At 68.4% G+C, this 23,727-nt stretch carries 26 protein-coding genes; 14 read left to right on the forward strand and 12 right to left on the reverse strand.

What is annotated here, in order from left to right:
• The first annotated feature begins 22 nt into the window (after nt 1-22).
• Both obgE and proB read left to right on the forward strand, forming a co-directional pair.
• Entirely contained in the window at nt 23-1,471 is a 1,449-nt protein-coding gene (gene obgE / locus AU188_RS11005) for a GTPase ObgE (RefSeq protein WP_059163713.1), read from the forward strand.
• Nucleotides 1,468-2,577 carry a glutamate 5-kinase gene (proB, locus tag AU188_RS11010; RefSeq protein ID WP_059163714.1) on the forward strand — a complete coding sequence of 370 codons (1,110 nt, stop codon included), beginning with the start codon at nt 1,468-1,470 and terminating at the stop codon, nt 2,575-2,577. Before obgE ends, proB begins: the two co-directional genes overlap by 4 nt.
• A 37-nt stretch (nt 2,578-2,614) precedes the next feature.
• Here the strand turns inward: proB and AU188_RS11015 are convergent, their stop codons facing one another.
• From AU188_RS11015 to AU188_RS11035, 5 genes are read right to left on the reverse strand one after another with little or no spacing between them, the layout of a single operon-like run.
• Complete coding sequence (locus tag AU188_RS11015; RefSeq protein WP_286137388.1) at nt 2,615-3,280, reverse strand: hypothetical protein; 666 nt, start codon at nt 3,278-3,280, stop codon at nt 2,615-2,617.
• 8 nt (nt 3,281-3,288) lie between these two features.
• Nucleotides 3,289-4,128: an NAD-dependent protein deacetylase gene (locus AU188_RS11020; protein WP_059163715.1), complete on the reverse strand. Its 840-nt coding sequence runs from the start codon at nt 4,126-4,128 to the stop codon at nt 3,289-3,291.
• 42 nt (nt 4,129-4,170) lie between these two features.
• Nucleotides 4,171-4,650, reverse strand: a complete 480-nt coding sequence (locus tag AU188_RS11025) for a hypothetical protein (RefSeq protein ID WP_059163716.1) — start codon at nt 4,648-4,650, stop codon at nt 4,171-4,173.
• On the reverse strand, nt 4,647-7,100 hold the full coding sequence (locus AU188_RS11030; RefSeq protein ID WP_059163717.1) for a molybdopterin oxidoreductase family protein: 2,454 nt from the start codon (nt 7,098-7,100) through the stop codon (nt 4,647-4,649). The genes AU188_RS11025 and AU188_RS11030 overlap by 4 nt, the downstream gene beginning before the upstream one ends.
• 41 nt (nt 7,101-7,141) lie before the next feature.
• Complete coding sequence (locus AU188_RS11035) at nt 7,142-7,681, reverse strand: cysteine hydrolase family protein (RefSeq protein WP_059163718.1); 540 nt, start codon at nt 7,679-7,681, stop codon at nt 7,142-7,144.
• Between the two features lie 43 nt (nt 7,682-7,724).
• Here AU188_RS11035 and AU188_RS11040 point away from each other — a divergent pair, with 43 nt between their 5' ends.
• Nucleotides 7,725-9,779 (forward strand): NAD(+) synthase, encoded by a 2,055-nt coding sequence (locus tag AU188_RS11040; RefSeq protein ID WP_059163719.1) that lies wholly within the window; start codon nt 7,725-7,727, stop codon nt 9,777-9,779.
• Between the two features lie 40 nt (nt 9,780-9,819).
• Here AU188_RS11040 and AU188_RS11045 read toward each other — a convergent pair whose 3' ends face one another.
• The 5 genes from AU188_RS11045 to AU188_RS11065 form a co-directional block, all read right to left on the reverse strand.
• Nucleotides 9,820-10,428: a methyltransferase family protein gene (locus tag AU188_RS11045; RefSeq protein WP_059163720.1), complete on the reverse strand. Its 609-nt coding sequence runs from the start codon at nt 10,426-10,428 to the stop codon at nt 9,820-9,822.
• A 19-nt stretch (nt 10,429-10,447) separates the two neighbouring features.
• The gene (locus AU188_RS11050; protein WP_059163850.1) at nt 10,448-11,053 is read right to left on the reverse strand and encodes a cation efflux transmembrane domain-containing protein; all 606 of its coding nucleotides are present in this window, start codon (nt 11,051-11,053) and stop codon (nt 10,448-10,450) included.
• Complete coding sequence (locus tag AU188_RS11055) at nt 11,053-11,382, reverse strand: ArsR/SmtB family transcription factor (protein WP_059163721.1); 330 nt, start codon at nt 11,380-11,382, stop codon at nt 11,053-11,055. The genes AU188_RS11050 and AU188_RS11055 overlap by 1 nt, the downstream gene beginning before the upstream one ends.
• 110 nt (nt 11,383-11,492) lie before the next feature.
• Entirely contained in the window at nt 11,493-12,332 is an 840-nt protein-coding gene (locus AU188_RS11060) for an enoyl-CoA hydratase/isomerase family protein (protein ID WP_059163722.1), read from the reverse strand.
• Nucleotides 12,329-13,219: a PfkB family carbohydrate kinase gene (locus AU188_RS11065; protein ID WP_059163851.1), complete on the reverse strand. Its 891-nt coding sequence runs from the start codon at nt 13,217-13,219 to the stop codon at nt 12,329-12,331. The genes AU188_RS11060 and AU188_RS11065 overlap by 4 nt, the downstream gene beginning before the upstream one ends.
• Before the next feature lie 74 nt (nt 13,220-13,293).
• Here AU188_RS11065 and AU188_RS11070 point away from each other — a divergent pair, with 74 nt between their 5' ends.
• The 11 genes from AU188_RS11070 (at nt 13,294) to AU188_RS11120 (ending at nt 21,763) form a co-directional block, all read left to right on the forward strand.
• A complete protein-coding gene (locus AU188_RS11070; RefSeq protein ID WP_059163723.1) occupies nt 13,294-14,550 on the forward strand; it encodes a glutamate-5-semialdehyde dehydrogenase in 1,257 nt (418 codons plus the stop codon).
• A 16-nt stretch (nt 14,551-14,566) separates the two neighbouring features.
• Complete coding sequence (locus AU188_RS11075) at nt 14,567-15,442, forward strand: AAA family ATPase (protein ID WP_059163724.1); 876 nt, start codon at nt 14,567-14,569, stop codon at nt 15,440-15,442.
• A gap of 1 nt (nt 15,443) precedes the next feature.
• A complete protein-coding gene (locus AU188_RS11080) occupies nt 15,444-16,892 on the forward strand; it encodes a vWA domain-containing protein (RefSeq protein WP_059163725.1) in 1,449 nt (482 codons plus the stop codon).
• Between the two features lie 139 nt (nt 16,893-17,031).
• On the forward strand, nt 17,032-17,670 hold the full coding sequence (nadD, locus tag AU188_RS11085) for a nicotinate-nucleotide adenylyltransferase (RefSeq protein ID WP_082686581.1): 639 nt from the start codon (nt 17,032-17,034) through the stop codon (nt 17,668-17,670).
• Nucleotides 17,667-18,068 (forward strand): ribosome silencing factor, encoded by a 402-nt coding sequence (rsfS, locus tag AU188_RS11090; RefSeq protein ID WP_059163727.1) that lies wholly within the window; start codon nt 17,667-17,669, stop codon nt 18,066-18,068. The genes nadD and rsfS overlap by 4 nt, the downstream gene beginning before the upstream one ends.
• Before the next feature lie 20 nt (nt 18,069-18,088).
• The gene (gpgP, locus tag AU188_RS11095; RefSeq protein ID WP_059163852.1) at nt 18,089-18,748 is read left to right on the forward strand and encodes a glucosyl-3-phosphoglycerate phosphatase; all 660 of its coding nucleotides are present in this window, start codon (nt 18,089-18,091) and stop codon (nt 18,746-18,748) included.
• Nucleotides 18,738-19,460: a diglucosylglycerate octanoyltransferase gene (gene octT, locus AU188_RS11100; protein WP_059163728.1), complete on the forward strand. Its 723-nt coding sequence runs from the start codon at nt 18,738-18,740 to the stop codon at nt 19,458-19,460. The genes gpgP and octT overlap by 11 nt, the downstream gene beginning before the upstream one ends.
• Complete coding sequence (locus tag AU188_RS11105; protein WP_059163729.1) at nt 19,451-20,287, forward strand: DegV family protein; 837 nt, start codon at nt 19,451-19,453, stop codon at nt 20,285-20,287. The genes octT and AU188_RS11105 overlap by 10 nt, the downstream gene beginning before the upstream one ends.
• Before the next feature lie 44 nt (nt 20,288-20,331).
• Nucleotides 20,332-20,652: an ArsR/SmtB family transcription factor gene (locus tag AU188_RS11110; RefSeq protein ID WP_059163730.1), complete on the forward strand. Its 321-nt coding sequence runs from the start codon at nt 20,332-20,334 to the stop codon at nt 20,650-20,652.
• Nucleotides 20,649-21,134, forward strand: coding sequence for an SRPBCC family protein (locus AU188_RS11115; protein WP_059163731.1), 486 nt, complete (start codon nt 20,649-20,651; stop codon nt 21,132-21,134). The genes AU188_RS11110 and AU188_RS11115 overlap by 4 nt, the downstream gene beginning before the upstream one ends.
• Nucleotides 21,134-21,763, forward strand: coding sequence for a maleylpyruvate isomerase family mycothiol-dependent enzyme (locus tag AU188_RS11120; protein WP_059163732.1), 630 nt, complete (start codon nt 21,134-21,136; stop codon nt 21,761-21,763). Before AU188_RS11115 ends, AU188_RS11120 begins: the two co-directional genes overlap by 1 nt.
• 69 nt (nt 21,764-21,832) lie before the next feature.
• Here AU188_RS11120 and AU188_RS11125 read toward each other — a convergent pair whose 3' ends face one another.
• Both AU188_RS11125 and AU188_RS11130 read right to left on the reverse strand, forming a co-directional pair.
• Nucleotides 21,833-22,885: an NAD(P)H-dependent amine dehydrogenase family protein gene (locus AU188_RS11125; protein ID WP_059163733.1), complete on the reverse strand. Its 1,053-nt coding sequence runs from the start codon at nt 22,883-22,885 to the stop codon at nt 21,833-21,835.
• Between the two features lie 23 nt (nt 22,886-22,908).
• A complete protein-coding gene (locus tag AU188_RS11130) occupies nt 22,909-23,715 on the reverse strand; it encodes an SDR family NAD(P)-dependent oxidoreductase (RefSeq protein ID WP_172799457.1) in 807 nt (268 codons plus the stop codon).
• Nucleotides 23,716-23,727 lie beyond the last annotated feature (12 nt).

Here is a 23,727-nt window from a genome sequence, read left to right on the forward strand (position 1 = left end):
TTCTTCGAAGGAGTGATCACCGATGCCTCGGTTCGTCGACCGCGTCGTGATCCACGCGCGGGCCGGCAACGGCGGTAACGGCTGCGCCTCGGTCCACCGCGAGAAGTTCAAACCGCTCGGCGGCCCCGACGGGGGCAACGGCGGCCGCGGCGGCAGCGTGATGCTGGTCGTCGATCCGCAGGTGCACACGCTGCTCGACTTCCATTTCCACCCGCATGTCGTGGCGCCGTCCGGCAAGCAAGGCGCGGGCGGCAACCGGGACGGGGCCGCAGGTGCGGACCTCGAGGTCAAGGTCCCCGACGGCACGGTCGTGCTCGATGAGGACGGTCGACTGCTCGCCGATCTGGTCGGTGCCGGCACCCGCTTCGAAGCCGCCGCCGGCGGTCGCGGTGGCCTGGGCAACGCCGCGCTGGCGTCGCGCGCCCGCAAAGCCCCCGGGTTTGCGCTTCTCGGCGAAAAGGGGCAGGTCCGCGACCTCACGCTGGAACTCAAGACGGTGGCCGACGTCGGACTGGTCGGCTTTCCGTCCGCGGGCAAGTCGTCGCTGGTGTCGGTCATCTCGGCGGCCAAACCGAAAATCGCGGACTACCCCTTCACCACGCTGGCGCCCAACCTCGGCGTGGTGTCGGCCGGCGAGAACACCTTCACCGTCGCCGACGTGCCCGGCCTGATCCCCGGTGCTTCGCAGGGCCGCGGTCTCGGCCTGGACTTCCTGCGGCACATCGAGCGCTGCGCGGTGCTGGTCCATGTGGTGGACTGCGCAACGCTGGAGCCTGGACGCGACCCGGTGTCCGACATCGACGCCCTGGAAGCCGAATTGGCCGCCTACACCCCGACGCTGAAGGGCGATGCGGCGCTGGGTGATCTAGCGGAGCGCCCACGAGCGGTGGTGCTCAACAAGATCGACGTGCCCGAGGCTCGGGAGCTGGCCGACTTCGTGCGTGACGAGCTCGCGCGCCGATACGGCTGGCCGGTCTTCGAGGTCTCCACCGTGACCCGGGAAGGGTTGCGGCCGTTGACCTTCGCGCTGTGGGAGATGGTGTCGGCCTATCGCGAATCGCAACCCGCGGTGGTGCCGCGTCGGCCCGTCATCCGGCCCGTCGCCGTCGACGAGAGCGGGTTCACTGTCGAGCCGGACGGGCACGGCGGCTTCGTCGTCCGCGGCACCCGGCCCGAACGGTGGGTTGCCCAAACCGATTTCGACAACGACGAGGCGGTCGGCTATCTGGGTGACCGGCTGGCGCGCCTGGGCGTCGAGGAGGAGCTGTTCAAGCTCGGCGCTCGCCCCGGCTGCGCCGTCACCATCGGAGAAGTCACCTTCGACTGGGAGCCGCAGACCCCCGCGGGGGTGGACGTGCCGATGTCGGGGCGCGGCACCGATCAGCGACTGGAGCAGACCGATCGGGTCGGCGCCGCCGAACGCAAGGCCGCCCGACGGGAGCGGCGACGGCCGGGCGGGGAACCCGGATGAGCGCACCGCTGAGCACCCGCGACGCGATCCGCACCGCGCGCAGCATCGTCGTCAAGGTCGGCACCACCGCACTCACCACGCCGTCGGGGGTGTTCGACGGGCGACGGGTGGCCACGATGGTCGATGCGATCGAGAAGCGCATGCAGGCCGGCTCGGATGTGGTGATCGTGTCCTCGGGTGCGATCGCGGCGGGCATTGAACCGCTCAAACTGTCCAGGCGACCGACGGATCTGGCCACCAAGCAGGCCGCGGCCAGCGTCGGGCAGGTGGCGCTGGTGAACTCGTGGAGCGCGGCGTTCGATCGCTACGACCGCGTCGTCGGGCAGGTGTTGCTGACCGCGCACGACATCGCGATGCGGGTGCAGCACACCAACGCCCAGCGCACACTCGACAGGTTGCGCGCGCTGCACGCGGTCGCGATCGTCAACGAGAACGACACGGTGGCCACCAACGAGATCCGGTTCGGCGACAACGACCGGCTCTCGGCGCTGGTGGCGCATCTGGTGGGCGCCGACGCGCTGGTACTGCTGTCCGACATCGACGGGCTCTACGACTCGGATCCTCGAAAGGGCAACGCCCGCTTCATATCCGAGGTGACACGACCGGAGGATCTGGACGGTGTGGTCGCCGGCCGCGGCAGTCATCTGGGCACCGGTGGCATGGCGTCAAAGCTGTCGTCCGCGCTGCTGGCGGCCGACGCGGGCGTGCCGGTGCTGCTGGCCGGGGCGTCGGACGCCGCCACGGCGCTCACCGACGCGTCGGTGGGCACGGTCTTCGCGCCACGGCCCGAACGGATGTCGGCGCGCCGGTTCTGGGTGCGCTACGCCGCCGAGGTCGCGGGCGCTTTGACGCTCGACGACGGTGCGGTGCAGGCGGTGGTGCGTCAGCGGCGGTCGCTGCTGCCGGCGGGGATCACCGCGGTGTCGGGCCGCTTCTACGGCGGCGACGTCGTCGAGTTGCGGTCCCAGGACGCGACGATGGTGGCTCGCGGCGTGGTGGCCTACGACCACAGCGAACTTGCCACCATGTTGGGCCGGTCGACGTCGGATCTACCGCCGGAGCTGCGCCGTCCCGCAGTACACGCCGACGACCTGGTCGCCGTCTAATTGGCGATTTCGGTGTATCTGGTTGCGCAGGGCGCATCTAACTACGCCGAATTCGCGCCGAAATCCCCTCGAGCATCGACCTGATCTGCTCGGCGCGCTCGTCGGCGTCCTCCATGACGTCGTCCTCGGCGGGCGTCACCGACACCGCGTGGGCCTTGGCGGTCGCCTCGAAGCACTGGCGGACGGCGGGATCGGCGAGGATCACCGCGGCGAGCATTCCCGGAGCGAGTTCGCGGGTCCGCAACAGTCCGTCGTAGCGCACCTCGGCGGGGATCCGGATCTCCAGCGCACCGCCTTCCAGCTGCTGCTTGGCCGCGGCCAGAAGCAGCGTCAATGCGGCACGGGAGATCGCGCCGAGCACCTTGCGACGGAACGGGAACCACGGCAGCGGCAGCTTGTCGACCTGCTTGTCGACGCCGCCGGTGAACAGGTACTCGATCAGGCTGCGGGTGCGGATCTCCTCCACCTTCGCCCACTCGACGGTGTCGCCGTCGAATTCGATCGCGTCCTCGCTGATGGCGACCCCGCCGAAGTGGTTGAGCTTGCGGACCAAGCAGCGCAACTTGGCCGGCGTCAGCGAGTGCTCGGCGATCATGTCCCCGACGCCCAGCGCCCACCGGCCGTTGACCGGCCCCGGTTCGGGCCGCCGTCGTTCCAGCAGCGCACGCAGCCACGAGGCGTCATCGTCGGTGGTTTCCGTCACGCCGTCATTCAAGCCGAAGTGGCGACCTCGGGCAGCTCGTCGGCCAACAACGCCAGCATGGCGGAGCACCCGTTGTCGATCTTCACGGTCGCGAGGTCGTCGCCACGCGTCTGTCCGCGGTTGACGATCGCGATCGGCATGCCCGTCGCCGCGGCATGCCGCACGAACCGGTAACCCGAATACACCGTCAGCGAGGATCCCGCCACCAGCAGCGCATCCGCCGCGTCGACCAAAGAATATGCCTGCGCGACAAGGTGTTTGGGCACACTTTCACCGAAGTAGACAATGTCGGGTTTGAGCATCCCGCCACAGTCGGGGCAGTCCACGATGCGGAACGACGCGGTGTCGTGGACGACGGCGTCGGCGTCGGGAGCGACAGCGATGCCACCGACGGATTGAGCGGCCCGCCGGGCGAATCCCGGATTGGCGACCTCCAGCAGATCGGCCAGCACGGCCCGCGGCATCGTGTGCCCGCGGTCCAGACAGATCACCTGCGCGTAGGTGCCGTGCAGGTTGACGACGTTGCGGCTGCCCGCCTTGGTGTGCAGCAGGTCGACGTTCTGGGTGACCACCCCCGACACCACGCCCGCGGCTTCCAGCGCGGCGAGGGCTCGATGGCCGGCGTTGGGCAGCGTGGCGTCCATGTGGCGCCAGCCGAGGTGGTTACGGGCCCAGTAGCGCTGGCGGAACACCGGGTCGCCGGTGAACTGCCGGATGGTCATCGGATTGCTCGGCGGCGAGTCCGGGCCGCGGTAGTCGGGGATGCCCGAGTCGGTGGAGATGCCCGCCCCGGTGAGCACGGCGACCCGGCGGCCACGCAACAGGGCGACGAGTTCGGGTGCTTCCACGTGATCGAGAGTAGGCGCTTGTCGGTTCGTCGAGGCGCCGAGTCAGTTCATCAGCGCCTGCGGCGACAGCTCCTTGAGCATCGCATTGGCCCAGCGCATCTGCCGCAGCGCCTGCGGATGGCACCGCTGGGTCAGCTTCAGCAGCCGGTCGTCCTTGGCGGCCTGCGCCCCCTGCGCCAGCAGCTCCCAGTCGAGGGAAACACCGGCCGCCAGGCGGTGCAGCCGCCGCAGATCGGCGAGCAACAGCAGCGCGGGTTCGGGGCGGCGGCCGACGCGGTCGCTGATCCACTGCTGCGCGGACTCGGTGATCGCCGAGGTGCGGGGGTGAGCGCGCAGTCGAACACCGTAGCGCCGGCCGGTTTCGGCGATCAGCTCCAGATGCTCGCGTGACCAGCCGGCAAGTCCGAGCGCCACATAGTAGATCGCTTGGTCGTTGTGGTGCCGCGCGGCGGCCGCGTCCAGCGAGCGGGCCAGCCGCAGTTCCGACCGGTGCAACTCCCGCAGCGCCATGCCGAGTTTCATGGTGTCTCCGAAGATGTCAGGGATTCAGTCGCGTCAGCGGTGGCGCCTCCGCTTGTCGCATCGACGTCGTCGGAAACGGGTGCCGAGGCGGCGGTGGTCGGCGCTGGAGCGGGTGACGTCGAACCGGCTACCCGGCGCAACTTCGCCGCCGCGGTCTTGTAGACGGGCTGTTTGGACACCGGGTCCCAGTCCGTGATGGTCAGCTCGTTGGCGGCGCGGTGATGGCCGCCGTCGACGTCGACATCCCAATAGCCGTAGTGGAACGGCAGGAACAGCACGCCGGTGCGGATCCCGCAGATGCGGGCCTTGGCGGTGACCGAGCCCCGCGGCGTGCCGATCTCGACGACGTCGCCCTCTGCGATGGTCAACCGCTGGGCGTCGGCCTTCGACACCTCCACCCACACCTCCGGGGCGGCGGCCTGCAGTTGCGGCGCCCGGCCGGTTTTGGTGCGGGTGTGGAAATGGTAGAGGGTCCGGCCGGTGATCAACGCGAACGGATACTCGGGCCGCGGCGGCTCGTGCGGTGAAATGTATTCGGCGGCTTTGATTATCGCCTTGCCCGACGGATTCATCGCGCGGTACTCGGTGGGCTCCAGTGGTGCACCGGTGATCAGGTCCTTGCCGTAGGCCTCGCAGTAGTCGGGTGAGGCCCAGAACCGGCCGTTGGCGTACAGTCGCTCCGTGCCGTCGGGATTGTCTGCGTTGCAAGGCCATTGGATGCCGGCCGAGCCGCGGAGCTTGTCGTAGCTCAGGCCGGTGTAGTCGCACGGGCGGCCGGCGCTGCAGCGTTTCCATGCTTCGAACGCCGATTCGGCGTCGGTCCACGACGGCAGCGGCGCGCCGTCGTTGTCGCGGAAGTCCATCCGGTGCGCGTAGTCGAGGAAGATGTCCAGGTCAGGCCGAGCCGCACCGGGCGGATCGACGGCTTTCTCCGAAAGGTGAACGGTGCGGTCGGCGTTGGTGAAGGTGCCGGTCTTCTCGCCCCACGCCGCTGCGGGCAGGACCACATCGGCGAGTTCGGTCGTCTCGGTGCGGAAGATGTCCTGAACGATCACAAACAGCCGGTCCTGGCCCAGAATGCCTCGAATACGTCGCAGCTCGGGAAGCGATACGGCGGGGTTGGTGGCGCTGATCCACAGCAGCCGCAGCGTGCCCTGCTCGGCGTAGCGGAACATCTGCATCGCGTGCGTCGGCGGCGCGTAGTGCGGGATCTGCAGTGCGTCGATGTTCCACAGCCGGGCCAGCTCTTCGATGTGGGAGTCGTTGGACCAGTTGCGGAATCCCGCCAGGTCACCGTCCGCGCCACATTCGCGGGTGTTCTCGGCCGTGGGTTGGCCGTTCATCTGCAGGATCCCGCAGCCCGGCTTGCCCAGCATTCCGCGGACGATGTGAATGTTGTTGACCTGCACCGACGCCGCCGTCGCCTGATGGGACTGGTAGAAGCCCTGCAGGACCGTCGAGAGCAGCCTTTGCGCGGTACCGAGCAGCCGTGCGGCCTTTCTGATGTCCTCGGCGGGCACGTCGCAGATCTTCGCGGCGCGCTCGGCCGGGAACTCGGCCACCCGCTTTCGCAGTTCGTCGAAGCCGACCGCGTTGGCTTCGACGTAGTCATGGTCCACCCAGTCGTTGCGCAGGATCTCGTGCAGCAGTCCGTTCATCAAGGCCACGTTGGTCCCCGGCAGCGGCGCGAGATGCACTGTGGCGTGCTGGGCGACGGGAGTCGGCCGCGGGTCGACGCACACGATGGCGGGCGGGCCGTCACCGGCCAGTCGGTCCAGCATCCGCATCCACAACACGGTTTGGGTTTCGGCCACGTTGTGCCCGAAAAGGGCGATCACGTCGGCGTGGTCGACGTCGGTGTACGAGCCGGGCTGGCCGTCGCACCCGAACGATTCCTTGAGCGCCTCGGCGGCGGTTGCGGTGCACAACCGGGTGTTGCCGTCGACGTGGTTGGTGCCGATCGCACCGTGGGCGATCACGCCCTGTGTGTAGTACTCCTCGAGAAACAGCTGACCGCTGGTATAGAACCCGAATGCGCTCGGACCCAGCGTTTCGAGCAGCTCCTTGCTGCGGCGGACGATCCGGTTCATCGCTGTGTCCCAGTCGGTTTCGACCAGCTTGCCGTTCTCGCGCACCAACGGCGTGGTGAGCCGCTCGGTGGACGCGTTGGCGTGCCACCCGAAGAGGTCCTTGGTGTCGACCCGGCCGCGGTTTACCCGATCAACGGACCGGCCCCGGATGCCGACGATGCGGCCGTCTTTGACCGCGATGTCGAGGCCGTCACCGTTGGAATGCAGCACTGACGCCGACTGCACCCATCGGTCGACCGCGTCGGGGGTCAGCCCGTCGGCCAGGTGCATGTCGACGCGTTCCGGCCAGTGTTCGCCCTTTCCGTAAGGCGTCCGCGTGCCCCACGGTTCGGCGATCCGATCGCGCTTGGTGTTGATCATCGGTTTGGTCGGGCTACCCGCGAACCACTACGTCAAACGCGTTAGCGGAAACACTCTGCGACCGGGGTGATGTCGGCGCTCATATTGCTCTTCATCATCGTCAGCGCGGCGTCGCTGAGTTCCGGGTCGATGTGGGCGACTGCATCCGGCGGGACGACGACCGGAAAATGCCGGACGTAGGCGTCCAGCGCGGTGTAGAGGATGCACTGCTCGGTGACCTGGCCGGTGAGAATCACCCGCTCGGGTTTCAGTTGGCTCAGCAGGTACGCCAGCGCGGTGGCGTAGAAGGCGCTGTGGCGCACCTTGGTGAGCATCCGGCAACCCTTGCGGGGCACGATCGGCTCGACCAGATCGGGGTGCTCACCTCGCAGCGCCGACTGCACGATATCGCCGAACTCCGCGCTGAAATCGCCGTAGTTGTCGTTGACGTAGATGAGGTCCACGTCGTCGCGATCGTGGGCCTCGTCGACGAGCCGGGCCAGCGGGTCGATGATCTCAGCGACGTGCGGAGCCAACTTTTCGGCGTCGGGATGACGGTAGGTGTTCATCATGTCGATGACCAGCACAGCGGTCGCACTCATGGGGACTTGCATACCCCGTTCCGTTTTCGGGCAACAATGAGGCATGGATTTCTACTCGGCGTACCGGCACGGCTTAGTCCGCGTCGCCGCCTGTACGCACCACACGGCGCTCGCCGACCCGCGGGCCAACGCCGAGTCCGTGCTGCGGATGGCGCGCGACTGCCACGACGACAGCGTGGCGCTCGCGGTCTTTCCGGAGCTGACGCTGTCCGGGTATTCGATCGAGGACATCGTGATGCAGGACGCGCTGCTCGATGCGGTCGAAGACGCGGTGCTCGACATCGTCGTGGCCTCGGCCGATCTGATGCCCGTGCTGGTGGTCGGCGCCCCACTGCGCTACCGGCACCGGGTGTACAACACCGCCGTGGTGATCCACCGCGGGCGGGTGCTCGGCGTGGCGCCGAAGTCCTACCTGCCGACGTACCGTGAGTTCTACGAGCGGCGCCAGATGGCGCCCGGCGACGACGTGCGCGGGGCGATCCGGATGGGGCGCGGAGACCACTGGGCCGATGTACCGTTCGGTCCCGACCTGTTGTTCACCGCGACCGACATGCCGGGTTTCGTGCTGCACGTCGAGATCTGCGAGGACATGTTCGTGCCGATTCCGCCGAGCGCGTCGGCGGCATTGGCCGGTGCAACGGTGTTGGCGAACCTGTCGGGCAGCCCGATCACGATCGGCCGGTCCGAGGACCGCTGCCTGCTGGCCCGCTCCGCGTCGGCACGCTGCCTGGCCGCATACGTCTATTCCGCGGCGGGCCCGGGGGAGTCGACCACCGACCTCGCCTGGGACGGCCAGACGATGATCTGGGAGAACGGCGAGTGCCTGGCGCAATCCGAGCGGTTCCCGAAAGGCGAACAACGCTCGATCGCCGACGTCGACCTGGAACGGCTGCGCTCCGAACGCATCCGGATGGGCACCTTCGACGACAACCGGCGTCACCACGATACGTCGACAGACTCCTACCGGCGGGTGGAGTTCCAGCTCGATCCGCCATCCGGTGACATCGGGCTGCTTCGGCACGTCGAACGCTTCCCGTTCGTTCCGTCGGATCCGCAACGGCTGGAACAAGATTGCTACGAGGCTTACAACATCCAGGTGGCCGGGCTCGAGCAGCGGTTGCGTGCGCTCGACTACCCCAAGGTGGTGCTGGGGCTGTCCGGTGGCCTGGACTCGACGCACGCGCTGATCGTCGCGGCGCGGGCGATGGATCGCGAACAACGGCCGCGCAGCGACATTCTCGCGTTCACCATGCCGGGGTTCGCGACGGGCGACCGCACCAAAGGCAATGCCGTGCGGTTGGCCGAGGCGTTGGGCGTGACGTTCGACGAACTCGACATCAAGTCGACCGCGGAACTGATGCTCAAGAACATGGACCATCCGTTCGGGCGCGGCGAGGAGGTCTACGACGTCACCTTCGAAAACGTGCAGGCCGGCCTGCGCACTGACTACCTGTTCCGGCTGGCCAATCAGCGCGGCGGCATCGTGCTGGGCACCGGCGACCTGTCCGAACTCGCGCTGGGGTGGTCGACCTACGGCGTCGGCGACCAGATGTCGCACTACAACGTCAACGGCGGCGTGCCGAAGACGTTGATTCAGCACCTGATTCGCTGGGTGATCACCTCCAAGCAGTTCGATGAGACCGTCAACGAGGTACTGCAGTCGGTGCTCGACACCGAGATCTCCCCGGAACTGGTGCCGGCCGGTGAGGACGAGGAGATCCAGAGCAGCGAATCCAAGGTCGGACCCTATGTGCTGCAGGACTTCTCGCTGTTTCAGGTGCTGCGCTTCGGGTTCCGGCCCTCGAAGGTAGCGTTTCTCGCCTGGCACGCCTGGAGCGATCCGGCGCGCGGCGACTGGCCAACCGGCTATCCCGAGGACAAACGGCCGGCCTACTCGTTGAAGGAGATTCGGCACTGGCTGCAGGTGTTCGCGCAGCGCTACTACTCGTTCGCGCAGTTCAAGCGGTCGGCGCTGCCCAACGGCCCGAAGGTGTCGCACGGCGGCTCGCTTTCGCCGCGCGGTGACTGGCGGGCGCCGTCGGACATGTCTGCGCGCACCTGGCTCGACGAGATCGAGCGGGAGATCCCTGAGGAGTGACTGTGATTTCGGTGTCGTTGGGTGCGGTCAGCGCAACCAGCTACACCGAAATCACGCCTATGCCGGGCACGAACCGTCCGACGGTGGCGAGATAGTCGCGGTAACTGTCGCCGTGCGTCGCGAGCAGATACGGCTCTTCGACGACGCGCACCTGCGCCTCGATCGTCGCGACCAGAAGCGCGAAGCCGACCATCGCTACGAGATTCGGTGTGATGAGAGCGATTCCGAAGCCGAAAACCATCATCGCGGTGAAGATCGGGTTACGCACCCGGGCGAACACCCCGCTGCGGATCAAAGTCGTGGTCTCGCTTGCGTCGACGCCGATCCGCCAGGAGTCGCCCATGTCGAACTGCGCGTAGAGCGTTGCGCCGATGCCCGCCACCGCGAGCGCGATGCCGATGACGTTCAGCCACGGCCGGTCGAGAACCTCCAACGGCGCGACCACGCCGGCGAGCTGCAGGATCGGCGCGAACACGGCGGCGGCCATCGCGACGACGAATCCCACCCCGGCGAACCACTCGAGCGACAGCGGCCGCCCGCTGATGCCACGGAACCCGGTCGATCCGGTCCGGCGCCGTTGACGCCAACTGCGCCAACCGAATCCGAGCGCGGCGAACAACACGAACAGGACGAGTGCGACGATCGGCATGCTGACTCCTTCTAGATGTTCACGCGCAGCAGGGATCGCCGCGCCAGGCGTCGACGCCTTCGCGAACCGCAATCACCGCGATACCCAGCGCCGCGACGGGATCGGCCCACGACCAGCCGAAGAGGCCGTTGAGTACCAGGCCTGCCAGCAGGATCGCCGACAGGTAGGTGCACAACAGCGTCTGCTTGGAGTCGGCGACGGCCGACGTCGAGCCGAATTCACGGCCGGCGCGCCGCTGCGCCAGCGACAGCACGGGCATGATCGCCAGGCTCAGCGCGGCGAGCACGATCCCGACCAGCGACGGCGCAGCCTCGCCGCGGCCGGTCAGCGCGAGCACCGCGTCGACGCTGACGTACGCCGCGAGCGCGAAGAAGGAGAACGCGATGAAGCGCAGCGCGGCCTTCTCCCGCGTCTCCGGGTCGCGCGCCGAGAACTGCCAGGCGACGGCCGCCGCGGAGGCGACTTCGACAACCGAATCCAGCCCGAAACCGATCAGCGCCGACGACGACACCCGGGTGCCCTCGGCCAGCGCGACGGTCGCCTCGATGACGTTGTAGGTGATCGTGGCGGCCACCAACCATCGGATGCGACGGGCAAGCACTTCGCGCCGGGTGGTGGCGGGCATCAGCAGCAATCGTCGGCGACCGCGTTCGGGCAGCAGGCCGGATCGACGTCGAGCACCAGGCCGACCAGGTCGTCGAGTGCGTGGGCGATTCGCTCATCGGCGAGTTCGTAGCGGCTGCGGCGGCCCTCGGGCTGCGCGAGCACCAGGCCGCAGCCCCGTAGGCAGGCCAGGTGGTTGGACAGAATCTGGCGGGAGACGCCGATCTTGTCGGCGAGTTCCGAGGGATAGCCGGGCCCGTCGCGCAGCATCAACAGGATCTCGGCGCGGGTCGGGTCCGACAGTGCGCAACCGAACCGCGACAGCGCATCGCTGTGGGAGACCGTCTGCATGACGCAGACAGTACATCACTATCTGTATTCAGCCAACCCTGAACTATCCACGGGCGATTTCGGTGTAGTTGGTCGCGTTCAGCGCCACCAACTACACCGAAATCGCCATGTCAGAGGCGGCCGTCGACTCGCAGCTCGGGGTGCACCCAGTCCGGCGAGCGGCGCTCCTTGAACGACCGGAAGCCCTCCATCGCCTCGGCCGAGGAGTAGCTGGCCTGCATCCCGATGCGGTCGAACAGCCCCAGATAGTTGTCCAGACTCGACTTGACCACGCCGCGGGCGCCGGGAGCGGTCCGACAGCACTGGCCGAGCACTTCGCGCGCCGCGTCGAGCAGAGCGTCGTGGGGCACCACGCGCGTCACCATGCCCCACTCCAGCGCCTCCTGCGCGGTCAGTGTCCGGCCGGTGAACATCAGATCGCGCGTCCGCACGGGACCGATCAGCCGGGCCAGCATCTGGCTGTAGTACGTGTCGGCGATACCGCGCAGCAGTTCGGGCACCCGGAACGTGGCCCGCTCACTGACCACCGTCATGTCGCTGCACAGCGCGATCTGCAAGCCCCCGCCCTGACACAGCCCGTTGACCGCCGACACCACCGGCTTGACCGACTGCCGCAGGGTCTCGAACGGGGTCACGTCCATGCCGAGCGCCGACCCGAATGTCAGCCAGTTGTCGCTGCCGTCGCCCCCACCCATGTCACCGCCGGGCGCGAAGACGTCGCCGGTGCCGGTGATCAGCAGTCCGGCCAGGTCCGGATCGGCGTCGACGTGGCGCACCGCGTAGCGAATCCCGAAGTACATCGCGGGCGTCATCGCGTTGCGAGCCTCCGGCCGGTCGAGCCTGCACACCCCGAACGGTCCCTCGCGGGTGAACTTCAGGTACGGGGTGCCGAGCCAGTCGCCCTCGGGTGGCCGCGGGCCGCTCGTGGTGCTCGGCTGGGTGCTCGTCATAACTGCCTTTCTGTCGCTCGGTTGGATACCGCGTCGTCGATGGCTTCGGCGTACGGCGCGCAGTCGCCGGCTCCCGGAACGAGCGTGGACAAGGCCGCGGCGGCACACGCCCGGCGCAGCGCGGTCTCGTGGCCGTCGAGCCAGTGCGCGGCGAGCACACCGGCGAACACGTCGCCTGCGCCGGTGGTGTCCACGGCCCGCACCGCGGGGACGGGGACGACGAAGCGCTCGCCGTCGCCCAGATAACTCGCACCGCGCGGACCCCGGGTGATCACCAGATGCGGGACGGGCCAGTGCCATTCGCCGGCCTCGGTCTCGTTGACCACGACGACGTCCGCCGACTCGGACAGGGCGAGCAGCTCGTGTGGCGGGGCACCGGGCGGTGAGGCGTTGACGATGACGACCGCACCGGCCGCACGCGCCACCCGGGCGGCGGCGATCGCGGTCGGAAGGGGAATCTCCAATTGCAGCAGCATCACGTCGCAGTCGGCGATGACGCCGCGCATCTCCGCGGAGTCCACGTTGAGCGCGGCGTTCGCCCCCGCGGCGACCACGATCGTGTTCTCCGCCGACGAGTCGACCAGGATCACCGCCGATCCGCTCGGTCCGGGCACTGTGACGACGCCGTCCAGACCGACGCCGTTGGCGCTGAGGTGACCCCGCAGCGCCTCTGCCGCCGCGTCGCTGCCGAGCGCGGCGACGAGCCGCACCGCCGCGCCCGCTCGCGCCGCGGCCACCGCCTGGTTGCCGCCCTTACCGCCCGGTGAGGTCGACAGGCCGGACGCCAGCACGGTCTGGCCCGGGCGGGGCAGGGCGCTCACCGTGAACGTGAGGTCGGCGTTGACACTGCCGACCACACATACCCGGCTGCAGACCCGCGCCACCATGACCCCCAACGCTAATGCAGCACCGCTACCTGACACGTGTCGAACTCCCAAAGCCCGTTCGATACGCTGGTTTGATGAGTGTGCAGGTCCCCTTGGCCGCTGACGCCGCCGATCTGCGTGGTCAGGTACACGACGCCGCCCGCCGAGCCCGCGTGGCGGCGCGTGCGCTGGCCACTCTCAGCTCGGAAACCAAGAACCGCGCGCTGAACACCGCCGCCGACCACGTGCTGATGTCGACGCGGCAGATCCTCGAGGCCAACGACCAGGACCTCGCCACCGCCCGCGCCGCGGGCACGCCCGACGCGATGCTCGACCGGCTCAAGTTGAACCCGGACCGGATCGACGGCATCGCCGACGGGCTGCGCCAGGTGTCGCGGTTGCCGGACCCGCTGGGCGAGGTGCTGCAGGGCCGCACGCTGCCCAACGGTCTGCAACTGCGGCAACTGCGTGTCCCGCTCGGTGTCGTCGGCATCGTCTACGAGGGCAGGCCGAACGTCACCGTCGACGCATTCGGGTTGACGCTGAAGTCCGGCAACGCGGTGCTGCTTCGCGGCAGCTCCTCGGCGGCCAACTCCAACGCCGCGCTGGTGAACGCGTTGCGCGCCGCGCTGGCCACCGAACTGCTCGACGTCGACGCGGTGCAGTTGCTGCCCAGCTCCGACCGCGCCAGCGTCACCCACCTGATCCAGGCGCGCGGGCTGGTCGACGTCGTCATCCCGCGCGGCGGCGCAGGTCTGATCGATGCGGTCGTCCGGGACGCGACGGTGCCGACGATCGAGACCGGCGTGGGCAATTGCCATGTGTACGTGCATGAGTCGGCCGACCTCGACGTCGCCGAACGCATCCTGCTCAACGCCAAGACACGCAGGCCCAGCGTCTGCAACGCGGCCGAATCGGTTCTGGTCGACGCCGCGATCGCCGATCGCGCGGTGCCGCGGCTGACGCGCGCGCTGAAGGACGCCGGTGTGACGGTGCACGACAACCCGTCCGAAGAGGAGTTGCGTGCCGAGTTCCTCTCGATGGACATCGCGTTGGCGGTGGTCGACGGTGTCGACGCGGCGATCGACCACGTCAACGAATTCGGCACCGGGCACACCGAAGCGATCGTCGCCACGGATCTCGCTGCGGCGCAACGATTCACCGAGCGGGTCGACGCGGCCGCGGTGATGGTGAACGCGTCGACGGCGTTCACCGACGGTGAGCAGTTCGGGTTCGGTGCCGAGATCGGAATCTCCACCCAGAAGCTGCACGCCCGCGGCCCCATGGGCCTGCCCGAACTGACGTCAACCAAGTGGATTGTGTGGGGAGACGGCCACACCCGCCCGGCCTGATATAGGAGCCCTATCCGTGAGTGTCCCCGCGCGCCCAGCGCCGCTGTTCGCCGACATCGAGGATGTCGGCAGGCGGCTGGCCGAGACCGGCTACCTACCCGACACCGCAACCGCGACAGCGGTTTTCCTGGCCGACCGGCTGGGCAAGCCGTTGTTGGTGGAAGGACCGGCGGGTGTCGGAAAGACCGAACTGGCGCGCGCAGTCGCGCAGTCGACCGGATCGGGTCTGGTGCGGCTGCAGTGCTACGAGGGCGTCGACGAGGCCCGCGCGCTCTACGAGTGGAACCACGCCAAGCAGATCCTGCGAATCCAGGCCGGACACGGCGATTGGGACTCCACCCGCGACGACGTGTTCAGCGAGGAGTTCCTGCTGTCGCGCCCGCTGCTGACCGCGATCCGGCGCACCGAGCCGACCGTGCTGCTGATCGACGAGACCGACAAGGCCGACATCGAGATCGAAGGGCTGCTGCTGGAGGTGCTGTCCGACTTCGCGGTTACCGTGCCGGAACTGGGCACGATCAGCGCGGAGCGCGCGCCGTTCGTCGTCCTGACCTCCAACGCCACCCGCGAGCTGTCCGAGGCGCTCAAGCGCCGCTGTCTGTTCCTGCACATCGACTTTCCCGATCCCGATCTCGAGCGGCGCATCCTGCTGTCCCGAGTGCCGGAGCTGCCCGAACGGCTCGCCGACGAGCTGGTCAAGATCATCGGCGTGCTGCGCGGAATGCAGCTCAAGAAGCTGCCGTCGGTGGCCGAGACCATCGACTGGGGCCGCACGCTTCTGGCCCTGGGGCTGGACACCATCGACGACGCGACGATCGCGGCCACCCTGGGTGTGGTGCTCAAACACCAGTCCGACCAGATCAAGGCCTCCGGCGAGCTGAGGCTGAACTGAGATGGCCGTCCGCCGGACCCGACCGTCGCAGCCGTTGGCGCCGCACGGCCTGCCTGGCCACCTCGTCGGGTTCGTCGAAGCGCTACGGGCACAAGGAATTTCGGTAGGACCCTCGGAGACCGTCGACGCCGGACAGGTCGTCTCCGTGCTGGGCTTGACCGATCGGGAGGCATTGCGCGAGGGCATCGCGTGCGCGGTGCTGCGCCGCCCCGACCACCGTGACACCTACGACGCGATGTTCGACCTGTGGTTCCCGGCCGCGCTGGGCGCGCGCACGGTTCTGGTGGACGACGACGGTGAAGCGGACGACGGCGACCCGGGTCTGCCACCCGAGGACGTCGAGGCGATGCGGTCGGCGCTGCTGGACATGCTGGCCGACAACCCAGACCTCGCCAATCTCGACGAACGACTGGCCATGATGATCGCCCAGATCGTCGAGCAGTACGGCCGCTACAACTCCAGTCGAGGGCCGTCGTACTCGTCGTACCAGGCCCTCAAGGCGATGAATCTCGACGACCTCGAGGGCCGGTTGCTCGCCGGACTGCTGGCGCCGTACGGCGAGGAACCCACGCCGACGCAGGAGCAGATCGCCAAAGCCCTTGCCGCGCAGCGCATCAACCAGCTGCGCAAGATGGTCGAGGCGGAGACCAAACGCCGCACCGCCGAGCAACTCGGCCGCGACCACGTACAGATGTACGGTGTGCCGCAGCTCGCCGAGAACGTGGAGTTCCTGCGCGCCTCGGGTGAGCAGTTGCGCCAGATGCGGCGGGTGGTGGCGCCGCTGGCCCGCACGCTGGCGACCCGGCTGGCCGCGCGGCGGCGGCGGTCGCGCGCCGGCGAGATCGACCTGCGCAAGACGCTGCGCAAGTCGATGTCCACCGGCGGGGTACCGATCGACGTGGTGCTGAAGAAGCCGCATCCCGCCCGGCCCGAACTCGTCGTGCTGTGCGATGTGTCGGGCTCGGTCGCCGGGTTCAGCCACTTCACGCTGTTGCTCGTGCATGCGCTGCGCCAGCAGTTCTCCCGCGTGCGCGTCTTCGCCTTCATCGACACCACCGACGAGGTCACCGAACTGTTCGGGCCGGACGCCGACCTCGCGGTGGCGGTGCAGCGCATCACCCGCGAAGCGGGCGTGTACACCCGCGACGGGCACTCCGACTATGGGCATGCGTTCGCGTCGTTCATGGACAGATGGCCCAATGTGCTCTCGCCGCGCAGCGCGCTGCTGATCCTCGGCGACGGCCGCAACAACTACCGCAACCCGGAGATCGAGCTGCTCGCGCACATGGTCAACTCCAGCCGGCATGCGCACTGGCTGAACCCCGAACCCCGGCACCTGTGGGGCAGCGGCGACTCGGCGGTGCCGCGCTATCAGGACGTCATCACCATGCACGAATGCCGGTCGGCCAAGCAGTTGGCGTCGGTCATCGACCGGTTGCTGCCGGTCTGAGCCGGCGAACGTGGCGTATCGCTGACGCAATGTCGCGCTGAGAACGTCGTCGCGGCTATATATGCATGGCGGCGCTCTCAGGCTGACATTGTGATCGCCCAACGGTCGGCCCCGACAAGCTCCCGTAAGCTGGCTATTCGTGGCTCCTCGGCGCAGGCTCGGCGTGATGGGTGGGACGTTCGACCCCATCCACCACGGGCACCTCGTCGCGGCCAGCGAGGTCGCCGAACTGTTCGGACTCGACGAGGTGGTGTTCGTCCCGACCGGGCAGCCGTGGCAGAAGGACCGCCACGTCACCGCCGCGGAAGACCGCTACCTGATGACGGTGATCGCAACCGCCTCCAATCCACGGTTCACCGTGAGCCGAGTGGACATCGATCGGGGCGGACCCACCTACACCAAGGACACGTTGCGCGATCTGCGGGCGCTCAACCCCGACGCCGACCTGTTCTTCATCACCGGGGCCGACGCGCTGGCGTCGATCCTGTCGTGGCAGAACTGGGAGGAGATGTTCGCCATCGCGAGTTTCGTCGGGGTGAGCCGGCCGGGGTACGAGCTCGACGGTAAGCACATCGCTGCGGCGGTCAAGGAACTGCCCGACGACGCGCTGCAGCTCGTCGAGGTGCCCGCGCTGGCGATCTCGTCGACCGACTGTCGTAAGCGCGCCGAGGAGAACCGGCCGATCTGGTATCTGGTGCCCGACGGCGTCGTCCAGTACGTGGCCAAGCGCAAACTCTATGCCGCGCAACCGCTCACCACCCAGGGGAAGCACCGATGAGCGCCTCCGACGAAGCCGTTCGCATGGCGACGGTGGCCGCGCAGGCGGCCGCGGCCAAAGTCGCCGACGACGTCGTGGTGATCGACGTGTCGGGCCAGCTCGTCATCACCGACTGCTTCGTGATCGCCTCGGCGTCCAACGAACGACAGGTCAACGCCATCGTCGACGAGGTCGAGGAGAAGATGCGCCTCGCCGGCTACAAACCGGCCCGCCGCGAAGGTGCCCGTGAGGGCCGCTGGACCCTGCTCGACTATGTCGACATCGTGGTGCACATCCAGCACGAGGACGAGCGCAACTTCTATGCGCTGGACCGGTTGTGGCGGGACTGCCCGACGATCCCGGTCGATATCGATGAGCAACACGGGCGAAACGCGACGGACGAGGACGGCCGGCCGTGAGACGGGTGCGACGCCTGGTCATGCTGCGGCACGGGCAGACCGAGTACAACGCGGTCAGCAGGATGCAGGGTCAGCTGGACACGGACCTGACCGATCTGGGGCGGGAGCAGGCGGTCGCGGCGGCAGAGGTGCTGGCTAAGCGGCAGCCGTTGGCGATCGTGTCCTCGGATCTGCGGCGGGCGTTCGACACCGCGGTGGTGCTCGGCCACCGCGCCGGCGTGCCCGTGACGGCCGACGTCCGGTTGCGGGAGACGCACCTCGGCGAGTGGCAGGGGCTGACCCACCTCGAGGTCGACGCCGCGGCGCCCGGTGCGCGGCTGGCGTGGCGGGACAACTCGCGATGGGCGCCGCCGGGAGGGGAGAGCCGCGTCGACGTCGCCGCGCGCAGCATGCCGCTGGTCGATGAGCTGATCGCCGGACAGCCGGAGTGGGGTTTGCACCAGCCCGGTGGGGATCCGGAGCGGCCGGTCGTGCTGGTCGCTCACGGCGGGCTGATCGCGGCGCTGACCTCGGCGCTGCTGAGGCTGCCGGTCGACAACTGGCCGATCCTCGGCGGCATGGGCAACGCCAGCTGGGTGCAGCTGTCCGGCCACAGTGCGGTCGACGCGGCGCCCGAGGCCGTTCGGTGGCGGCTCGACGTGTGGAACGCTTCGGCACAGGTAGCCAACGATGTCTTGTGAGCGTCCGACCCTGCTGGTCTTCTGCGACTCGCTGTCGTACTACGGTCCCAGCGGTGGGCTGCCGGCCGACGATCCGCGGATCTGGCCCAATATCGTTGCCGCCCAGCTTGGTTGGGACGTCGAGCTGATCGGCCGGATCGGGTGGACGTGTCGCGACGTGTGGTGGGCGGCGACGCAGGACCCGCGGGCGTGGGCGGCGTTGCCGCGGGCCGGCGCGGTGGTGTTCGCGACGGGCGGCATGGATTCCCTGCCGTCGCCGCTGCCCACCGCTGCGCGCGAACTGATCCGCTACGTTCGCCCGCCATGGCTGCGGCGCTGGGTGCGCGATGGCTACTGCTGGGTGCAGCCGCGGCTCTCACCGGTGGCGCGCGCTGCGCTGCCGCCACATCTTTCCGCCGAGTATCTCGAGATGACCCGTGGCGCCATCGATTTCAACCGGCCCGGGATCCCCGTCGTCGCCTGTCTGCCCTCGGTGCACATCGCCGACACGTACGGCAGGGCGCATCATGGCCGCGACGGCACCGTCAGAGCGCTCACCGAATGGGCTGAGCAGCATGATATTCCGCTCGTCGACCTGAAGGCGGCGGTCGGGGAGTACGTCATGAACGGCCACGGCAATCCCGACGGCATCCACTGGAACTTCGAAGCTCATCAAGCAGTGGCGGACTTGATGCTCAAGGCGCTCGCCGAGGCCGGCGTGCCGTGTCCGTAGTCGTGGTGACCGACTCGTCGTCGCGCCTGACGCCCGACGAGTTGAAGCAGTGGGACATCCGGCAGGCGCCGTTGCATGTGCTGGTCGACCTGATCGACCTGCGCGACGGTGTCGACGAGGTGCCTTACGACGTGCACGAGGTGCCGCGCGCGAGCACCGCTGGCGCGACACCCGCCGACCTCGCGGAGATGTACCGCCAGGCGCTGCGGGACAGCGACGGCGACGGCGTTGTCGCCGTGCACCTGTCGGCGGCGCTGTCGAGTTCGTACAGTTCTGCGGTGCAGGCCGCTCGCGAGTTCGGGCCATCGGTACGGGTCGTCAATTCCCGCTCGGCGGCGATGGGCGTGGGGTTCACCGCGCTCGCCACCGCGCGCGCCGCCGGCGGCGGCTTGGACCTGGATTCGGTTGAGGCCGTTGCGCGTTCGGCGGTGCAACGCACGCACGCGTTCATCGTGGTGCACCGGCTGGACAACCTGCGGCGCAGCGGGCGGATCGGAACTGCGGCATCCTGGTTGGGCACCGCGTTGTCGCTCAAGCCTCTGCTGTGCCTCGACGTCGACGGCCGACTCGTGCTCGACCAACGGATCCGGACGATCAGCAAGGCGCACGCGACGATGGTGGACCGCGTCGCCGATCTCGTCGGTGACCGCCAGGCGTCGATCGCGGTACACCACGTCGACAACCACGACGGCGCCGACGAGGTCGGCGCCGCGCTGACGGACCGGCTCCCTCAGCTCGAAGCGCTCACGGTGAGGGACATGGGTCCGGTGCTGTCGATCCATGTCGGGACGGGCGCGATCGGGGTGGTCGTCCAGCTCGCCGACTGATCCGGACGTTGCCCGCGGCTTTGGTAAGTGATAACTTACGGTTCGTGCCGACTTACCAAGATGCCGATGCGTGGGTGGCGATGGCGGACCGCACCCGGCGGTCGATCGTCGAACGTCTCGCGCACCGGCCGATGGCGGTCGGGGAGCTGGCCCGCGACCTCCCGGTCAGCAGGCCCGCGGTGTCCCAGCACCTCAAGGTGCTCAAACGCGCCGGGCTGGTCTGCGACCGCGCCGACGGGACCCGGCGCGTCTATCAGCTCGACCCGGCGGGGCTGGCCGCCATGCGGGCCGAGCTCGACCGCTTCTGGGGGCAGGCGCTGGCCGGCTTCAAGGAAATAACCGAACGCGAAGGAGAGCAACGATGACCTCTGCCCAATCCGCGGTCGTCCGCCACGACATCACCGTCAACGCGCCGCTCGAACGGGCGTTTCGGGTGTTCACCGAGCGGTTCGGCGACTTCAAGCCGCGCGAGCACAACCTGTTGGGCACGCCGATCGTCGAGACGGTCTTCGAGCCGCATGTCGGCGGGCGCATCTACGACCGCGGTGAGGACGGCAGTGTGTGCGCGTGGGCGCGGGTGCTCGTCGTCGAGCCGCCGCACCGCATCGTCTTCTCGTGGGACATCGGCCCGACGTGGCAGCTCGAACCCGATCCCGGGCGGTGCAGTGAGGTCGAGGTCGTGTTCACCGCCGAGGGCGATGGGTGCACGCGCGTCATTCTCGAGCACCGCCACCTCGAACGGCATGGCGACGGTTGGGATTCCGTCGCCACGGGCGTCGGCGGTGATGCCGGCTGGCCCTTGTATCTGCGCCGCTACGGCGACCTGTTGGACCGCGAGACGCCGTGATGCCCGTCGACGCCGAACCGAGCCTCAAGGAGTTGGCCCGCGCAGAGCGCGCCGACCTGGCGGCGTTTCTGGCCGAGCTGACGCCCGAGCAATGGCACCACCCGACCCTCTGCACCAGATGGACCGTCAAAGACGTTGTCGCGCATGTGGTCAGCTATGAGGAACTCGGCGTCGGCGGTCTGCTGAAGCGGTTCGCCAAGGGGTGGGTGGTCAACGCTAACCAGGTCGGAGTCGACGAGTTCGCGGCTCTCTCGCCCGATGAACTGCTCGCGTATCTGAACCGGCACCTGTATCCGCGCGGCTTGACCGCCGGTTTCGGCGGCATGATCGGTTTCGTCGACGCCACGGTGCACCACCAGGACATCCGCCGCGCGCTCAACCGGCCGCGCACCATCCCCGCCGATCGCCTCGCGCGCATCCTGCCGTTGATCCCCGGCAATCCACGGTTGGGGGCGGGCCGGCGGATCCGGGGGCTGCGCCTTCGCGCCACCGACGTCGACTGGACACACGGGCACGGCGCCGAGGTGACCGGTCCCGGTGAGGCGCTGATGATGGTGATGACGGGCCGCCGGGCTGCGCTCGCGGATCTCGACGGGGCCGGTAAAAGCACTCTCGCGCAACGCCTCTAGGCACACCGAGCGCACACTCGGGTACAGAAAAGTCGAGAAACCGTACGCCGTAGTGCGTTCGGCGGTGGGTCACACCGCGGCGCGGCCGGTGACCGGAGGCAGGTCCTTGAGCGTCACGATGCCGGGCGGGGCCGCGACCACCGCGGGCACGGCGTTGGTCACCGGCAGCGCGGTGTAGATCATGCCCAGACCCATGAAACCGGGTTCGGTCCAGTCCTTCGGCGGCAGGCAGTGCAGCACGGTGCGCATGTTCGGAAGCCCGAATACCTGAATGACATGGCCGTGTTCCAGCGGCTTCGGCGGGGTGACGTGGTCGCCCATGATCCAGTTGAATCCGACGCTGACGACGTTCTTCTCGCCCACCCAGCCGCGGTGATAACCGTGGACGCCGGCGACGGTGCCTTCAGGGATCTGCATGAACCCGAGATCGGAATCTCCGGTCGCCGCCGTGAATGTGACGTCGAAGGTCATCCTGTCGAGTTCGGCGCCGATCGCGTCGGCCATCATCGCGGCGGACTCGGCGAACACCTCGCTTTCCCGCCGCACGCTCTCAGTCAGGCCGGGAGTGTCCGGATCTTGTGAGAAGCCCATCGCGGTCTGCGTTCCGGCCGATTCGTACGTCGAACAGTCCACCGACTCGGTGATGCGGATCTCGTCGACCCGTTCACAGGCGCCGGAGAGCACCATGCCCACCATGTTGCTCATTCCGGGGTGCGCTCCGCTTCCGAAGATCGTCGAATTCCCTGTCGCGCAGGCTTTCCGGATTCTGTCGAGGTCCGTCGGTGACTGCTTGCCGCCGGTGATCCACGCCGCGCTCGAACAGACGTTGACACCGGCCTCGAGCAGCCGGCACAGCTCGTCGACGTCGGGCCACAGCGGGTTGTAGCAGCAGGCGTCGGGGCGCTGCGCCAGCAGTGCCTCGATGTCGTTGGTGGCCGCGACTCCGGTGGGTTCGGGCCAGCCCGCCAGTTCTGCCGCGTCGACGCCGACTTTGTCCCGGCTGTGAGCGTAGACGCCGACCAGCTCCATGTCGTCGCGTCCGATGATCGCGTGCAGCGACCGACGGCCGATGTTGCCGGTGGTCCACTGGATGACGCGAAGTGGCCGATCGGGTGTGGTCACGAAATCTCCTCGGGTCAGGATGACTACATGTGGGTGCCGCCGTCGATGCGGACCTCCGCGCCGGTGACGAAGTAAGCTTCCGGCGCCGCGAGCATCGCGACAACGGCCGCCACCGCGTCGGGCTTGGCGAACATGGCGTCGCCGTCGATAGCGAGCGTCGGCATGATCTTGCCGAACAACGTATAGTCCGCATCTGCCGGCAGTCCAGGTCCGGCGCTCTGCCCGGATTGCCCTGAGCCGTCGGTCATTCCAGAGGAGATCGACCCCGGCTGTACACAGTTGAATCGGATGCCTGCCTTGCTGAACTCCAACGCCAATGTGTGCGTCATGGCCTGGATCCCGCCCTTGGAGGCGGCGTACGCCGCCATGTACGGGTGCGCGAAGTTCGCTGAGGTGGAACTGAAGTTGACGACCGCGGGTGCGGTGCCGTCGCGCAGTGCGGGTAGCGCCTCGCGGGTGACGAGAAACGTACCGATGAGGTTGATCCGCAGCACGTGCTCGAAGTCGGCGAGGGTGGTGTCGGCGAAGTGCGACGACCGAAGGATGCCCGCCGCGTTGACGAGGGCGTCCAGACCGTTCATCATCGCTACGGCGCGAGACACCCCAGCGGACACCGATTCCTCGCTGCCGACGTCGACCACCACGGTGGTGAGGCGGTCGCCGGCCCCGTCCGCCTTGGCCGCGGTGTCGGCCAACCCGGTCTCGCTGACATCGGCGGCGACGACCGTGCCGCCCTCGTCGAGGATCCGCAGGACCGTCGCCTGGCCGATGCCCGATCCGGCGCCGGTGATCAGCACGCGGCGGTCGGTGTATCGCTGCAACGTCGTCACCGGAGGAATGCT

The sequence above is a fragment of the Mycobacterium sp. IS-3022 genome, from assembly GCF_001500065.1.
In the GTDB taxonomy this organism is placed as follows: Bacteria; Actinomycetota; Actinomycetes; order Mycobacteriales; family Mycobacteriaceae; genus Mycobacterium.

What these genes read in the sequence shown, in the direction of transcription:
- AU188_RS11065 (WP_059163851.1), bottom strand. Translation starts at nt 13,219, where the DNA reads ATGGTGGCGCGGGTCTGCAGCCGGGTATGTGTGGTCGGCAGTGTCAAC.
- AU188_RS11025 (WP_059163716.1), bottom strand. Translation starts at nt 4,650, where the DNA reads ATGAAACTCGGCATGGCGCTGCGGGAGTTGCACCGGTCGGAACTGCGG.
- AU188_RS11055 (WP_059163721.1), bottom strand. Translation starts at nt 11,382, where the DNA reads ATGCAGACGGTCTCCCACAGCGATGCGCTGTCGCGGTTCGGTTGCGCA.
- AU188_RS11070 (WP_059163723.1), top strand. Translation starts at nt 13,294, where the DNA reads ATGAGTGTGCAGGTCCCCTTGGCCGCTGACGCCGCCGATCTGCGTGGT.
- AU188_RS11120 (WP_059163732.1), top strand. Translation starts at nt 21,134, where the DNA reads ATGCCCGTCGACGCCGAACCGAGCCTCAAGGAGTTGGCCCGCGCAGAG.
- AU188_RS11115 (WP_059163731.1), top strand. Translation starts at nt 20,649, where the DNA reads ATGACCTCTGCCCAATCCGCGGTCGTCCGCCACGACATCACCGTCAAC.
- AU188_RS11060 (WP_059163722.1), bottom strand. Translation starts at nt 12,332, where the DNA reads ATGACGAGCACCCAGCCGAGCACCACGAGCGGCCCGCGGCCACCCGAG.
- AU188_RS11035 (WP_059163718.1), bottom strand. Translation starts at nt 7,681, where the DNA reads ATGAGTGCGACCGCTGTGCTGGTCATCGACATGATGAACACCTACCGT.
- proB (WP_059163714.1), top strand. Translation starts at nt 1,468, where the DNA reads ATGAGCGCACCGCTGAGCACCCGCGACGCGATCCGCACCGCGCGCAGC.
- gpgP (WP_059163852.1), top strand. Translation starts at nt 18,089, where the DNA reads ATGCTGCGGCACGGGCAGACCGAGTACAACGCGGTCAGCAGGATGCAG.
- AU188_RS11080 (WP_059163725.1), top strand. Translation starts at nt 15,444, where the DNA reads ATGGCCGTCCGCCGGACCCGACCGTCGCAGCCGTTGGCGCCGCACGGC.
- obgE (WP_059163713.1), top strand. Translation starts at nt 23, where the DNA reads ATGCCTCGGTTCGTCGACCGCGTCGTGATCCACGCGCGGGCCGGCAAC.
- octT (WP_059163728.1), top strand. Translation starts at nt 18,738, where the DNA reads ATGTCTTGTGAGCGTCCGACCCTGCTGGTCTTCTGCGACTCGCTGTCG.
- rsfS (WP_059163727.1), top strand. Translation starts at nt 17,667, where the DNA reads ATGAGCGCCTCCGACGAAGCCGTTCGCATGGCGACGGTGGCCGCGCAG.
- AU188_RS11040 (WP_059163719.1), top strand. Translation starts at nt 7,725, where the DNA reads ATGGATTTCTACTCGGCGTACCGGCACGGCTTAGTCCGCGTCGCCGCC.
- AU188_RS11050 (WP_059163850.1), bottom strand. Translation starts at nt 11,053, where the DNA reads ATGCCCGCCACCACCCGGCGCGAAGTGCTTGCCCGTCGCATCCGATGG.
- AU188_RS11045 (WP_059163720.1), bottom strand. Translation starts at nt 10,428, where the DNA reads ATGCCGATCGTCGCACTCGTCCTGTTCGTGTTGTTCGCCGCGCTCGGA.
- AU188_RS11030 (WP_059163717.1), bottom strand. Translation starts at nt 7,100, where the DNA reads ATGATCAACACCAAGCGCGATCGGATCGCCGAACCGTGGGGCACGCGG.